The organism is Adlercreutzia equolifaciens (assembly GCF_029076695.1).
Taxonomy (GTDB): domain Bacteria; phylum Actinomycetota; class Coriobacteriia; order Coriobacteriales; family Eggerthellaceae; genus Adlercreutzia; species Adlercreutzia equolifaciens_A.
This window is the reverse complement of sequence record NZ_JARFIK010000002.1, coordinates 1,170,850-1,185,164: the sequence shown is the minus strand read 5'-3', so window position 1 is coordinate 1,185,164 and position 14,315 is coordinate 1,170,850. Positions and strand designations below refer to the sequence as shown.

Genomic DNA, 14,315 nt, shown 5'->3' with positions numbered 1-14,315 from the left:
GAAGGGAGCATCTGTTGGAACTGCGCGAGGAAGTAGTAGCCTTAGCTGAAGAGGCCAAGCAGGCCAGCGTTCAGCTGGCGGTGACCACCGGCGAGGAGCGCAATAACGCGCTGACGGCCATGGCTGCGTCGCTGCGTGACCACAGCCCCGAGATTGTCATGGCCAACGAGGCCGATATGGCTGCTGCTCGAGAGGCGGGCACCAGCGAGGCCCTTCTCGACCGACTCATGCTGAATGCCGAGCGCGTCGAGGCCATGGCCGCGGCGTTGGAGGAGCTGCGCGAGCTTCCCGATCCTCTGGGCGTGGTGTCCATGGAGTCGACGCTGTACAACGGCATTGAACTCACCCGGGTAAGCGTGCCTTTGGGTGTGGTGGCCATGGTCTACGAGGCGCGCCCCAATGTAACGGCCGACGCCGCCGGTATCTGCATTAAGTCGGGCAACGCCTGCATCCTGCGCGGCGGCAGCTTGGCGGCGCGCTCCAACGAGACCATTGCGGACATTCTGGCCGCCGCAGCGGTGGACGCCGGCATGCCAGAGGGGTCCATTTGCGCCCTTACCACCACCGATCGCGCGGCCACCGATGTGCTCATGACGCTCCATGGTTTGGTTGACGTGCTCATCCCCCGCGGCGGCGCGGGGCTCATTCGCCATTGCGTCGAGCATGCGAAGGTGCCGGTTATCGAGACGGGAACGGGCAACTGCCACGTGTACGTGCACGCCTCGGCCGATCCCGCCATGGCCCACGACATCATTATGAACGCGAAATGTCGCCGCCTGGGCGTGTGCAATGCCGCCGAGACCATGCTGGTGGACCGGGTCGTAGCGCCCGCGGTGCTTCCGTCCGTGCTGGTCGATTTGCACGAGGCGGACATTACAGTTCACGGCGACGAAGAGGTGCTGCGCCTTGCCGCGGAGGCCGGGCTGCCCGAGGGCGCCGTGGTGCCGGCTACTGAAGAGGACTGGGCCACCGAGTACTTAGGGCCCCATTTGGCAGTGCATTGTGTGGACGGGGTGGATGAGGCCATTGCCCATGTGAACCGTTACGGGACGAAGCACTCCGAGGCCATCGTGGCCACCGACGAGGCGGCCATCGAGGCGTTTCTCGCCCGGGTGGATGCGGCGGCGGTCTACGCCAACGCCTCTACGGCCTTCACCGATGGCGGCCAGTTCGGCCTGGGGGCGGAAATTGGCATCTCCACCCAGAAGATCCACGCGCGCGGACCCTTTGCCCTGGAGGCGCTGACGTCCTACAAGTACGTTCTGCGCGGCCATGGCCAGGTGCGCTCCTAAAGGATCATGGTGAGCGAGGAACGGGAGGCCGTCTTAGGGCCGTTTGCAGAGGTCGGAAGCGCCGGTGCGCCGGCGCGGCTCGGTATCATGGGGGGCACCTTCGATCCCATCCACTTCGGGCACTTGGCCTGCGCTCAGCAGGCCCTCGAGGCCATGCAGCTTGACGGCGTGCTGTTCATGCCCGCAGGTATTCCCTCGTTCAAGCGGGACCGCAAGGTGGCGCCGGCGGCCGATCGCGTGCGCTGGTGCCGTTTGGCCGTGGCGGGAAACGATCGATTTGCGGTGAGCACCCTGGAGGTTGACCGTCCGGGCATCACCTATGCCGTCGACACTTTGAGCACCCTGCGCACGATCTGCCCGGCCTCCGTGGAGTTGTATTTCATTCTGGGAGCTGACGCGGCTCTGACCTTGCCCCGCTGGTATGAAAGCCAGCGCTTGGCCACGTTGGCGCGTTTTGCCGTGGCCACGCGACCAGGGTACCCATTTTCCGAGACCGATGGCAGGGCTCTGGAAGAGCAGGGTTTTCGCCTGGACCCCTTTCGGGTCACGCCGCTCGATATCTCTTCCAGCAACCTTCGTGCGCGCCTGGCCGAGGGGCTCTCGGTGCGCTACTTGACTCCCGACCCCGTGGCTGCGTGCCTGATGGACGGGTTGTGGTACAGAAAGGATGGAGTCGCCCATGACCAATGAATCCCATAGCGAGGCGTTTTTCGATGCCCGTCGCGACGAACTGGAGCAGCGTGTTGGCCCGCGGCGCTTCGCCCACAGCCTGGGGGTGTCTAAGACAGCGGAAGAGCTGGCGCGCACCTACGGCGTCGATGAGGACGAGGCGCGCATTGCCGGACTGCTGCACGATTGGGACAAGGGCTACGACGATCCAGGCATTCTGGCCCGCGCCGCGGAGCTGGGTATGGAGATCGACGCGGAGCTGCAGGCCATGCCGCGCGTGCTGCATGGCATGACGGCTGCCGTGGCACTGGAGCGAGATTTTTCGTGCCTGTCGCCGGCAGTGCTTCAGGCCATCGATCGCCATACGCTGGGTGCGCCCGACATGAGCGATCTGGACATGGTGGTCTATATTGCCGATGCCTTGGAGCCGGGGCGCAAGGGCAAGCGGGCGGCCAAACTGCGCGAGGCTATCGGCAACGTGACGCTGCAAGAGCTGTTCATCGAGGTGTATGCCTACTGGGTCGAGCTTATCATGGAGCGCCGACACCCCATGTACTCCAAGACGGTCGATATTTGGAATGCGTATATGCCGCCCCAAGAGCCTTTCACCGCTGCCCAGGGCGCTGACTACATGCCCTACGGGCGCCCCTAGGCTGTCGCGATTCGGCTCCTTTCCGTTCCTCGACGGATTAAGGAGATGAAAGGGAGAGGCACCAGGTTGTGCTAAGGTGAAGCAAAACGACGATAACACCCTGAAAGGGAGGATGACTATGAGCGATGCCGTTGCCGAGCAGGCGGCTTTTTCGCGACGCTGCGCCCTTATCGCCGCCAAGGCGGCCGACGAGAAAAAGGCCACGGACGTGGTGGTGCAGGAGGTGCGCGAGCTGATCGGTGTGACCGATTACTTCATCATCGCCACGGCGGCCAACAGCCGTCAGGTGGATGCCATCATTGACGAGATCGAAGACAAGTTGCGCGAGGACGCGGGCATTAAGCCCACCCATCGCGAGATGTCCCCCGATGGTTCCTGGTCGCTGCTGGACTACGGCAATATCGTGGTCCATGTGTTCCAGCCCGAGACGCGCGAGTATTATCGCCTGGAGGCGCTGTGGAACGACGCCCCCGTGGTGGATCTAGAGGCCGAGGCCGGCCTGACGGATCTGCAGTATTCAGAGCGCATTGCCAAACTGCTGTCCCACGAGGCCCAGTTCCTGGCCGATGATGCGGCTGCCAAAGAGGCCGGGGCGGATGCCTAAGGGCTTGCCTGCGGCCATGCCGAGGTAAGTCAACTTCAGGGCGCGACGAGGTCGCGCCCTTTTTTGTTGTCTTGGTGAAAAAGACGTGTCAGGACATCTTTTTTCCGTTGCTGACAAGCAAAAAACTTGCTTGTCGAGGGCGGTTTCACTGCCTCTTCTGCGACGTTTGCGCCCTTCGGGCGCGCCGATTTTAGGGGGCATTGGGCACGAGTGAACGGGAGGCTTGCCGGTAGCTCACTGTGTCATTGCTTGCAGCTTTCGCGCGACTTGCTTGTTTCCTGTACCTAGGAAGGGGCGGCATTGCTCGTCGGCAGCTTGTGCGTTAGGGCGAGGGCGCGGCGGTTCTTGCTGCTTGCGCCGCGGCAGGCCTCTTCCTATGGTGAATCCCCGCTGTTCGGGGAGGAAAAGGGGAAGGAGTCGATCATGTCAACGTTTGTTCAGCAGGCTGCGTGCCGGGGCCATCGCCCGGCGCAAGTGGCACCACGACAGCATCAGAGTCGCTCGGAGGTGGTGGCGCGCCTGCTGCAGAACCGGGCCGTGGCGCGGTTCCTTGTGGCCCCGGGCGGATTCGGCAAGACGACCATTGCCTATGAGTACGCCGAGGTGGTGTTCGGTTTCTCCCATGTGTTCTGGGTCAACGGCCAATCGCCCTGCTTTCTCCGTGATTTGGACGCGGGAACCCTGGTGGACGATGTATGGGCGGTGGACGAACTGTGCTCGCTCGTAGTGTTCGAAGACGTACCGCTTCTTCTGGACGAACGGGCCGAAAGCTTCTCGGCTGCCATCGACTCGTTGATCAGTCGCGGCTGCGAGGTGGTGGTCACCATGACGCCCTTTTGCGATAGCCTCGGCGCGCTTCAGCGTGATCGCGTGATGCTGACCGGCTGCGACCTGTTGCTGAACGAGGAGGAGGCCGCACGCAACGGGCGGGGAGAGCCGACGGGGCGCCGAGCTCCTTTCGCCCTGGAGGAGCGTATTGCCTGCCTGCAGTGGGGCGAGGAAGGGCAGCAGGCGCTTTTGGAGGGGTGCAAGCAGGAGGGGCTTCCCCTCGATCTGGCCTTCGTCGTTTGGGCGGTGCTCGTTCTTCAGCAGGGCACGTGGCATGACATTGCCGCCTTCGTGGGAGAGGGGCGGGCCCAGGAGGCCTGGGAGGTGCTGGCGAGCGCCTACCCCTATTTGGGCATGCGTGAAGACGACGGATCTTTTGCCGCTGTCGACCTGTCGCCGGCCGATCTCGCTGCGGCCTTCGGCGGCATGGTGAGCGGCTTTGTTGAGGCGACGCAAAGCCAAAGTGCCGATGAGCTGATCGAGCGTTTGGCTGCCTGCCTTGTGGAGCGGGGACAGGCCAAGCGTGCAGTGCGTCTGGTGGAATCGTTTGCCTCGCGGAGCAGGGTTCCTTCTTGGTTGTTGGCGTGGGGCTGGCGCCTTCTGTGGGACCGGGCAGCCGTGGAGTTCTGCGAGCTGTACGAATCGGTGGCGCGAGATCGCATTGAACGACGTCCTACGGTCAATGCCATGCTGTCCTGGGGCTATGCTCAGGTAAAAGACGCCCGGCGATCTCTCGAATTCGCGAAGCGGTCCCTTGCTTCCGAGGGGCTCGATGAGGAAAGCCGCCTGACGGCCTTAGTGGTCAGCCGAGCCCAGGGCAACGCCACGATGGTGCGGCGCATGGATGCCGAGTTTCATCGCTGGAAGGAAGAGGCGACAGGCAGGGAGGCGCAGCTTGCTTCGGGGAATGCTGGAGCGCGGGAGGATTGCCCGGAAGCGCTGATGGAGGGCTCGCTGGAGGAAGGCCAGTGCCGGGATCAGCGATGGGACCTTGAGGTTGTCGCCCGCGTGGCTTTGGCCCAAGAGGGCTTCTCGAGGGTTCTGGAAACGTGGAGTGCTGTTCGTTCTCGGGCCACGGCGCTCGCTTTTGAAGATGACACGCAGCTCGAGCCGTGGCTTCTGGCAGCTGCCTGGGTGTTGGAGGTGCTCGCTTCAGCCGAGGAGAGCGAGGGGGCTTCGCTTTCCCTTGAGGAAAGCGCCCTGCTCGATGAGCTGCTGACGTTTTGCTACGACGCCTTGGAAAACCGGTTGGGACGCGGCTGGCCCTTGGGCTTTGGATCGCTGCGGGCTGCCGAGGCCCTTGACCGACTCGAGGGATTCCTAGAAGCCCGAAGAAGCCCGGTGCTCAGCCCTGCGGCCGTGGCCGCCTTGCGTCAGGCGCAGATCGAGGTGGCCCGCGATAGGGAAGAGTACCGTGCGTTCCGTCGTCGGCGTCAGCCTCGTTCAGCGCTGGGGTCTGTGGGCCCGCTCCGTGATCGCGGGCGACAGAGCATGAAGGAGAGCTGGCGCGATAACGCCTCGAAAACTCTCGGCGTCCCTCTGCTCCATATTCGGCTCTTCGGCTCCTTCGAGGTGTATCGAGGCGATCAGGAACTGCCGGCGCAGCAGTTCACGCGACGCAAAATGAGGCTGCTTCTGGCGTTGCTCGCCCTGAATCGCGGGCGCGATCTGACACGCGATGGGCTTGCGGGCGCGTTGTGGCCCGAAACTCAGACTGCCTCGGGGGCCAAGAATTTCTACCGCCTCTGGCGCGATCTCGAGGCAGCTCTTTCCTTCGACGGATCCTGCCCCTATTTAGCGCGCGACCGCGATGGATGCCGCTTGAATCCGGCCCTGTTCACCACCGACGTCACGGAGTTCGAGGATCTGACGCGCCATCTCCTGTTCGGCGATACGGCGGCCTTCGGCAGCTGGGAGACGCTCTACGAGAAGGTGACCGGCCCGTTTTCGGGAGAGCTGCTGCCGCTCGAGCGAGACAACGACACCATCTGCGCCTTGAGAAATCGCTTTTCCATCGAGATGATCGACAGTCTGATTGCCGCCTCGCGCCATTTGCGGTTGGCGGGCGAGCCGCAAGGGGCGCTCTGGTTTGCCCGGGAGGCCCTGCAGCGCGACGCGACGCGGGAGGACGCCTATGCGGTGCTCATGGAGGCGCAGATGGCCTCGGGGCAGCGCACGGCCGCTTTGGACACCTTCTTCTCCTGTCGCACCTATCTGGCGGAGAACTTGGGCCTCGATCCTTCCATGCAGCTGATGATGCTCTACCAGAGGCTGCTCGACGACGAGGTCTCACCTGAGAAAATAACCTTCTAATCGTTAGTAAGTTGACACGCTCCCTGAGGTCTCCCTCGTTTATGATGGTTGATGATCAATTCGCTGATGAATTGATCATCCAATCGTCTGCGTTCGTCTCGTGGAGGGGGCGGCGCACTGAGAAGAAAGGGGGTGTGCAATGGAGGCTTTCGCTGATGTGGCCCTGTTGTCGCGTATCCAGTTCGCGCTGACCGTGGCCTATCATTTCTTGTTCGTGCCCCTGTCTATCGGACTCGGCCTGATTTTGGCCATCAACGAGACCCGCTATTACCGCTCGCGCAAGGAAGAGGATGCGGCGGCCACGAAGTTCTGGGTGAAGGTGTTCACAGCAACCTTTGCCATCGGTGTGGCCACAGGTATCACCATGGAGTTCTCCTTCGGAACCAACTGGGCGAATTATTCGCGGTTCGTGGGTGACATCTTTGGTGCTCCCTTGGCGGCCGAGGCTCTGTTCGCCTTCTTCCTGGAGTCGGTGTTCTTGGGCGTGCTGCTGTTCGGCCGCAAACGTGTCTCGCCGAAGTTCTACATGGTGTCGGCGTGGCTCGTGTGGTTCGGCTCCTGCCTCTCGGCGCTGTGGATTCTCATCGCTAACTCGTGGATGCAGACCCCGGCCGGCGGCGAGCTGAACGCGGCGGGCAACGAGGCCGTTATTACCGACTTCTGGGCGGCGGCGTTCAATCCGTCCATCTTCGCGCGCTACACCCATACGGTGGACGCGCTGCTGATCATGGGCGCTTTCGTGGCCATGGCCGTGGCCGGCTGGTACATGCTCAAGCATCGTCACAGCGACTTCGCCATGAAGACCATGCGCATTGCCGCCGTGGTGGGCATTGTCACCTCCTGCGCCATGATCGTTTTCGCCCACGCTTCCGCCGTGGTGGTTTGGGAAGAGCAGCCCACGAAGTTGGCCATGATGGAGGGCCAGTACGAGACTGAGGCACCTCCGCTGTACGCCATCGGCATTGTGGATGAGGAGAACCAGCAGGTTATTGCCCCGTTCGCCATTCCTGGCGGCACCAGCTTCCTGGCCACCGGCACCTTCGACACCGAGTATCCCGGTCTGAACGACCTGGCTCAGACGGAGGAGTACAGCGACATGGTGGTGGAGGACATGCCTGTGGGCTTGGTGTTCCAGAGCTACCATATCATGGTGGCCATGTACGGCCTCATCATGATCACGTCCATTTTGGTGCTCATCTTCACCTTCAAGGGCGGTCGCATTCGCCAGATGCGCTGGCTGCAGTGGTTGGCCGTGCTCTCGCCCCTGTGGCCGTTCATCGCTATCCAGACCGGCTGGATCACCGCCGAGGTGGGGCGTCAGCCCTGGGTGGTCTATCCGTCCGTCAGCGGTCCCGACGGTGTGTCGCTGCTCACCGTCGACGGCATTTCCATGTCGGTGTCGGCCCCCGAGTTGTGGCTGACCATGGCGCTGTTCGTCGTGGTGTATCTGATCCTGCTTATCGGCTGGGCCCGCGTTATCGGTCGCTTTATCAAAGAGGGACCGGTGGTGGATGGCTCCAGCACGCTTGATTGCCAGCTGGGCAGCGACGCCGTTGCCGAAGACGTGGTGGTCGAGGACGTGGTGGTCGTGGCTGAAGATGCCGCTGCGAAGGGTGGTGAGTAACCATGTTCGAGTTTTTGAGCGTTCTGTGGTTCTTCCTCATCTTCATCCTGATTGCCGGCTACTTCGTGTTGGACGGCTTTGACCTGGGCATTGGCGTGCTGTCGCCCTTCATTGCCAAGAACGGGGAAGAGCGTGCTATTTTGCGCCGCGCCATCGGGCCGGTGTGGGACGGCAACGAGGTGTGGCTCCTCACGGCGGGCGGTGCGCTGTTTGCGGCGTTCCCCAATGCCTACGCCACCACGTTTTCCGGTTTCTACCTTGCAGTGATGCTGGTGCTGTTCGGCCTGATTGTGCGCGCGGTTTCCTTTGAGTTCGGCGCCGCCGATCCCAGCTGGCGCAAGCTTTGGGACGTGTGCTTCTTTGTCGGTTCGCTGCTGCCGGCCCTGCTGCTGGGCGTGGCCGTGGGCAACATTTTCGCCGGCATTCCCATGGATGCCATCGGCGATTACGCTGGTGTTCCGCTGCTGGGGCTCATCACGCCCTTCACTCTGCTTACCGGTTTGCTGGGGCTGGTCATGTTTCTGGCCGCCGGTGCCTGCTGGGCCGCGCTGAAGGCGCCCTTGCCCTCTCCGTTGCAGGAGCGCGCGGCGCGTCTGCGTCTGCCGCTCCAGGTTATTGCCCTGGTGCTGTTCGTTATCGTGTCCGTGTTTGCCCTGGGACTCGTGGGCACCGAGATGGACCCGGCCCTGGGCGTGCTGCGCTGGCTGTTCGCCGCGCTGGTCATTGTGGGTCTTGGTGCGTCCATGATGGTGGGTAAGATGCAGGGCAACGACCTCAAGGCCTTCCTGGCCCAGTCGGTGGCCATGATTGCTTTGGTGGCGCTTTTGGCCTGCTCGATGTTCCCCACGCTGGTGAACGCCACGGCCGATTCCGTGGGCCCGGCCATCACCATCTTCAACGCTGCTTCTTCCGAGCTGTCGTTGACGTGCATGACCATCATCACGTGCATCGGTCTTCCGCTGGTGCTGGCGTACCACGTCATCATCTACCGCACCTTCCGCGGCCGCGTAAAGCCGGAGGACCTGCAGCACTAACAGGATCCGAGCTTCGCTATTTAGCGGTGCAAAGTGGGAGCTCTGACGCTCAGGGCGCCTTCAAGCCCGCCCCGTGGATCTCCACGCCGCGGGTCGAGCATCAAGCCAGGCTGCTTTCGGGCAGCCTGGCTTTTTTGTGTGCTCAGCGTCGTTTCATCGGAGGCCGAGGTGGAGTATGCTCAATACTCATAAAGTCGCAACGGTTGCGTACCGCGATGTCTGTTGAAGGGAGTTTGCTGTGCTGGATGAACAGTTGGCCCAGGCGGCCATGAAGAACGTGACGGCTCAGGCCGAAATGGCCTCGCTGCGCATTACCGAGGCCGAGCGAGGCCATATCGGCTTTACCATCGACGTGCCCGCTACGGCGGCCAATTACCACGGTGGTATCCACGGGGGCTTTCTGGCTACGTTGCTCGAGGTGGCCGCAGGTATGACGGCTACCACCTTGGGGCTCAACAACGTTGCCCTGACCAGTGCGGTCAATTTCATCAAGCAGGCGCCGCTGGGGGTCGTGCGTGCTTTTGGCGACGCCTCCCATGTGGGTCGAAGCACCATCGTCGTCCACTGCCGACTGGAAACGGCCGAGGGTGTGCTGCTTACCGAGGCCACGTTCACCTTGTTCGTTCTTCCGCCCGAGGACTAGGGGCGCGAGGTTTCGTCCGAGAAAGAGGGCTGCAGGCTTCCCCTGAGGAAAGGGCAGCAAGTGTCGGCCGCCTTCCTCGGGTCGCCTTGAAAGGCGGATGCCCCCGCGCCCGCTCGCCCCGTGATTTTTGCGGAAGCCCGTCCGTTTCCGGCAGCGCCGCGCTAGCATCCTCGGAAGCTTGCCGGCTAAGGGAGATTAGCTGCCCTCGGCCCTCCTGCAAACCCTGTGAAATTCCCCTTTGCGCCTGTTCAGTGTGATAGAGTGAAGCGGATTTATGCACGGGGGCGGATAAGCTGTTGCCGTATCGCGCTCCCCTCAGGACACCATCGCAGAGAAAGAAGACGTCACACATGGGATTTCTCTCTAAATTGCTCACCATGGGCGAAGGGAAGCAGCTGAAGCGCTACCAGGCCAAGGTGGAAGAGATCAACGCCCTGGAGCCTCAGTTTCAGGCTCTGTCCGACGAAGAGCTGAAAGCCAAGACCCAGGAGTTCCGCGACCGCTATCAAGCGGGCGAGAGCCTGGATGATCTGCTGCCCGAGGCCTTTGCCGCCGTGCGCGAGGCGTCGGTGCGCACCATCGGCCTGCGCCACTTCGATGTGCAGCTCATTGGCGGTATGGCTTTGAACGACGGCCAAATTGCCGAAATGAAAACCGGTGAAGGTAAGACCCTCGTGTCCACCTTGGCTGGTTACTTGAACGCCATCCCGGGCCATAACGTGCACATTGTCACGGTCAACGATTACCTGGCCCGCCGCGACTGCGAGTGGATGGGTCAGATCTACCGCTTCCTGGGCATGACCACGGGCCTTATCCAGAACGGCATGCAGCCGGCGGCCAAGATTCCCGCCTACCAGGCCGACGTCACCTACGGCACGAACTCCGAGTTCGGTTTCGACTACCTGCGCGACAATATGGTCACGCGCGGCAGCTCCCGCGTGCAGCGCGGTCACCACTTCGCCATCGTCGACGAGGTTGACTCCATCCTGATCGACGAAGCCCGTACGCCGCTTATCATCTCCGGCGCCGGCACCCAGGCGGCCGACACCTACAAGAAGTTCGCGCGCGTCATGCCCGGGCTGCAGAAGGGCGTCGACTTCGACATGGACGAGGCGAAGAAGACTATCAACGCTACGGAGAGCGGCCTTGAGAAGATCGAGGTCATGCTTGGCATCGAGAACATCTACGCCGATCCGTCCGGTCAGCTGGCCAACCACTTGCAGCAGGCCCTGAAGGCCCAGTTCCTGTTCCACCGCGATGTGGACTACGTGGTCATGGACGGTGAAGTGAAGATCGTCGACGAGTTCACAGGCCGCATCATGGAGGGTCGTCGCTATTCCGAAGGCCTTCACCAGGCCCTGGAAGCCAAGGAAAAGGTGCTCGTGCGCGAGGAGAACCAGACCTTGGCCACTATCACCCTGCAGAACTACTTCCGCCTCTACGGCAAGCTGTCGGGCATGACCGGTACCGCCATGACCGAGGATGCCGAATTCCGTCAGATTTACAACCTGCCCGTGATGGCCATCCCGCCCAATCGTCCGGTGGCTCGTAAAGACGAGAACGACCTGGTGTATCGCACCGTGGACGGCAAGTTCAACGCCGTGGCCGACGACATTGCCGAGCGCCATGCGGCCGGCCAGCCCTGTCTGATTGGCACCGTGTCCATCGAGAACTCCGAGAAGCTCTCGCGTTTGCTCGACAAGCGCGGTATCAAGCATGAGACCCTGAACGCCAAGCATCACGAGCGAGAGGCCCATATCGTGGCCCAGGCCGGTCGCCTGGGCGCTGTTACCATCGCCACCAACATGGCCGGCCGTGGTACCGACATCCGCTTGGGCGGCGAACCCGAGATGCTGGCGGAAGACCTGCTGCGCCAGCGCGGGCTCGACCCCGACCTGCCCAGCGTGGACGAAGACGGCAACCCCGTCGAGGGCGCTCCCACGGAGGCCCAGCGCGCCGCGGCCTTATCCCAGGCCAAGGAAACCTGCACCCTCGAGCAGCGCCAGGTGCGCGACGCCGGCGGCCTGTGCGTCATCGGCACCGAGCGCCACGAGAGCCGTCGTATCGACAACCAGCTGCGCGGTCGTTCCGGCCGTCAAGGCGATCCGGGTGTCACGCAGTTCTACCTGTCCTTGGAAGACGACCTGATGCGCCTGTTCGGCGGCTCGAAGATGGACTCCATCGCCGCCATGATGGAGAAGACCAACCAGGCCGACGATATGCCCATCCAGGCCGGCATGGTGTCCAAGTCCATCGAGAACGCCCAGCGCCAGGTGGAGACCATGCATTTCGCCGCCCGTAAGAACGTGCTGGAGTACGACGACGTCATGAACCTTCAGCGTAAGGCCATCTACGAGGAGCGCAACGCCATCCTGGACGGCAAGTCCATGACCGACCGCATTCCCGGCATCATTCGCGATGCCGTGGACGCCATCGTAGGGGAGTGCTGCCCCGAGCGCACCGCCTCCGACGACTGGGACATCAAGGCCATCGACCTGTGGGCCGCCAATATGACCGGCTGCAACGATTTCTCGGTGGAGGCCGTCGACCATGGCGACGATCCCGAGGCCGTGGCCCGCGCCCTGTACGAGTTTTTGGAGTGGATCTACGAGCAGAAGACCGAGCAGCTGGGCCACGACCTCATGGAGAACCTGTCGGCCCAGGTTATGCTGCGCATCATCGATACGCGCTGGATGGCTCATCTTCAGGAAATGGACTATCTGAAGACGGGCATCGGCCTGCGCGCCTTCGGTCAGCGCGACCCGCTGGTGGAGTACAAGAACGAAGCCTACAACGCCTTCCAGAGCCTGACAAACTCCATGTACGACGACTACCTGCGCACCTTGCTGCGCCTGGAAATTGCCAAGAAGCCCGAGGCGCCGGGGGCGCCGGCTCTGCAGGAGCAGGACGATCCGCTCAATCGCAAGATGAGCTACTCCTCGCCGGAGGAGGCGCTTGAGGCGTCGGCCATCCGCGGCAAGCACGCGGCGGGCAACATGCCGGCTGCTGCCCCGAAGCCGGCGGCGGCCAAGCCCCAGACCTTCGTGAAGGACAAGGAAGACCCCTACGCCAACGTGGGCCGCAACGATCCCTGTCCCTGCGGCAGCGGCAAGAAGTTCAAGAAGTGCCACGGTCAGAATTTGTAGTTCCGTCGGCCCTAACGGGACCGACGGACTACGTCGACGCTGCGGCTCCGACAAGCACCTGGCCTTGCCCCTTGTTTGGGGCGCGGCGCGTACCTTAGTACGCTTGGCCCCAAGGCGGGGCAATTCCAGGCACCTGTCGAACCCTCGCTGACTTCCTTGGGCGAACCTGCGAATCAATTTGGAAATTATGGAACTTAAAGACTTACAGAAGGAATTGGAGAAGGCGGAAGTCCGGGTGGACGATGCCTTCTCGTTCCTGCATATCGAAGATAAGCGCGCCGAGTTGGAGAAGCTCAACGGGCAGATTGCGGCGCCGGATTTTTGGAACGACGCTGCAGCGGCCCAGGCCGTTAGCAAGCAGGCGGCGAACGTGCGCACCACCATCGAGGACTATGAGCGCGCCTGCAGCCTGTTGGACGATGCGCGCACGGCCCTCGAGCTGGCCGACGATGACGAGGCCTTCGCCGAGGAGGCCGCCGGCGCCTCGGCCGAGCTGACGGCCCTGCTCGATCAGCTGGAAATCGAGTCCTGGTTCTCCGGAGAGTTCGATGCGGGCGATGCCATTCTTACGGTAAACCCCGGTCAGGGCGGTCTGGAGGCTCAGGACTGGACCGAGATGCTCTACCAGATGTACCTGCACTACGCCGAGGACAAGGGCTGGAAGGTTACGGTGCTTGATTTGGTCCCCGGCGAGGGCATCGGCCTGGATAAGGCCACCATCCAAATTGAGGGGCGCTACGCCTACGGCATGCTGCGCAGCGAGATCGGCATCCACCGCCTGGTGCGCATCAGCCCCACCGATGCGAAGAAGCGTCGTCAGACCACCTTCGCGTCCGTGGAGGTGCTGCCGGTCATCTCCGACGATATCGAGGTGGATCTGAACCCGGCCGACGTGCGCGTGGACGTCTACCGCTCCAGCGGCCCGGGCGGCCAGTGCGTGAACACCACCGATTCCGCGGTGCGCCTGACCCACGAACCCACGGGCATCGTGGTTACCTGCCAGAACGAGAAGAGCCAGCTGCAGAACAAGGAAGCGGCCTTCCGCGTGCTGCGCGCCAAGCTCTACGAGCTGGAAGAGCGCAAGCGTCAGGAAGAGTTGGACGAGCTGCGCGGCGAGCGCATGGACAACTCCTTCGGCAGCCAGATTCGCAACTATGTGCTGTTCCCGTACCAGCTAGTGAAGGACTTGCGCAGCGGCGTGGAGACGGGCAACGTGGACGCGGTGCTTGGCGGGGCGTTGGAGCCTTTCGTTATCGGCTACCACACCTGGCGTGCGGCGCAGTAGCATGTTTTATCAAGACAGGCGAATAAAGAAAGAGGACTGAAGGCCGTTGCCCTTCTCTGTCGTCTGCTTCTTTGCCGTTGTCCCCGGCGAAGCACAAGCAGCTCGGACCTCCTCGTTGCCTCCGTGGCTCGCCTTCGGCGGGAAATGTGTGCAGAGGGGCGTCGGGCTTGCTGGAACAAGGGTCTCATAAGGTACAATGTTCCTACCAATCGTCGGTAGGAAAGG

General features: G+C 62.6%; 10 protein-coding genes. All 10 read left to right on the top strand.

Going from position 1 to position 14,315, the window contains the following annotated elements; genetic code table 11:
- Positions 1 to 14: 14 nt before the first annotated feature.
- Positions 15 to 1,292: a glutamate-5-semialdehyde dehydrogenase gene (locus tag PZH32_RS10450; protein ID WP_275208075.1), complete on the top strand. Its 1,278-nt coding sequence runs from the start codon at positions 15 to 17 to the stop codon at positions 1,290 to 1,292.
- A 9-nt stretch (positions 1,293 to 1,301) separates the two neighbouring features.
- Positions 1,302 to 1,982, top strand: coding sequence for a nicotinate-nucleotide adenylyltransferase (gene nadD / locus PZH32_RS10445; protein WP_275208073.1), 681 nt, complete (start codon positions 1,302 to 1,304; stop codon positions 1,980 to 1,982).
- Positions 1,972 to 2,613, top strand: a complete 642-nt coding sequence (gene yqeK, locus PZH32_RS10440) for a bis(5'-nucleosyl)-tetraphosphatase (symmetrical) YqeK (protein ID WP_275208071.1) — start codon at positions 1,972 to 1,974, stop codon at positions 2,611 to 2,613. The genes nadD and yqeK overlap by 11 nt, the downstream gene beginning before the upstream one ends.
- 118 nt (positions 2,614 to 2,731) lie before the next feature.
- Positions 2,732 to 3,217, top strand: coding sequence for a ribosome silencing factor (gene rsfS, locus PZH32_RS10435; protein ID WP_275208069.1), 486 nt, complete (start codon positions 2,732 to 2,734; stop codon positions 3,215 to 3,217).
- A 423-nt stretch (positions 3,218 to 3,640) separates the two neighbouring features.
- The gene (locus PZH32_RS10430) at positions 3,641 to 6,358 is read left to right on the top strand and encodes an AfsR/SARP family transcriptional regulator (RefSeq protein WP_275208068.1); all 2,718 of its coding nucleotides are present in this window, start codon (positions 3,641 to 3,643) and stop codon (positions 6,356 to 6,358) included.
- A gap of 139 nt (positions 6,359 to 6,497) precedes the next feature.
- On the top strand, positions 6,498 to 7,982 hold the full coding sequence (locus PZH32_RS10425; protein WP_275208066.1) for a cytochrome ubiquinol oxidase subunit I: 1,485 nt from the start codon (positions 6,498 to 6,500) through the stop codon (positions 7,980 to 7,982).
- A gap of 2 nt (positions 7,983 to 7,984) precedes the next feature.
- Positions 7,985 to 9,016 carry a cytochrome d ubiquinol oxidase subunit II gene (gene cydB, locus PZH32_RS10420; RefSeq protein ID WP_275208065.1) on the top strand — a complete coding sequence of 344 codons (1,032 nt, stop codon included), beginning with the start codon at positions 7,985 to 7,987 and terminating at the stop codon, positions 9,014 to 9,016.
- Positions 9,017 to 9,254: 238 nt separating this feature from the next.
- The gene (locus PZH32_RS10415; RefSeq protein ID WP_275208063.1) at positions 9,255 to 9,659 is read left to right on the top strand and encodes a PaaI family thioesterase; all 405 of its coding nucleotides are present in this window, start codon (positions 9,255 to 9,257) and stop codon (positions 9,657 to 9,659) included.
- A 350-nt stretch (positions 9,660 to 10,009) separates the two neighbouring features.
- Positions 10,010 to 12,805, top strand: a complete 2,796-nt coding sequence (gene secA, locus PZH32_RS10410) for a preprotein translocase subunit SecA (protein WP_275208062.1) — start codon at positions 10,010 to 10,012, stop codon at positions 12,803 to 12,805.
- Positions 12,806 to 12,992: 187 nt separating this feature from the next.
- Positions 12,993 to 14,090: a peptide chain release factor 2 gene (gene prfB / locus PZH32_RS10405; RefSeq protein ID WP_275208061.1), complete on the top strand. Its 1,098-nt coding sequence runs from the start codon at positions 12,993 to 12,995 to the stop codon at positions 14,088 to 14,090.
- The last annotated feature ends 225 nt before the right edge of the window (positions 14,091 to 14,315 follow it).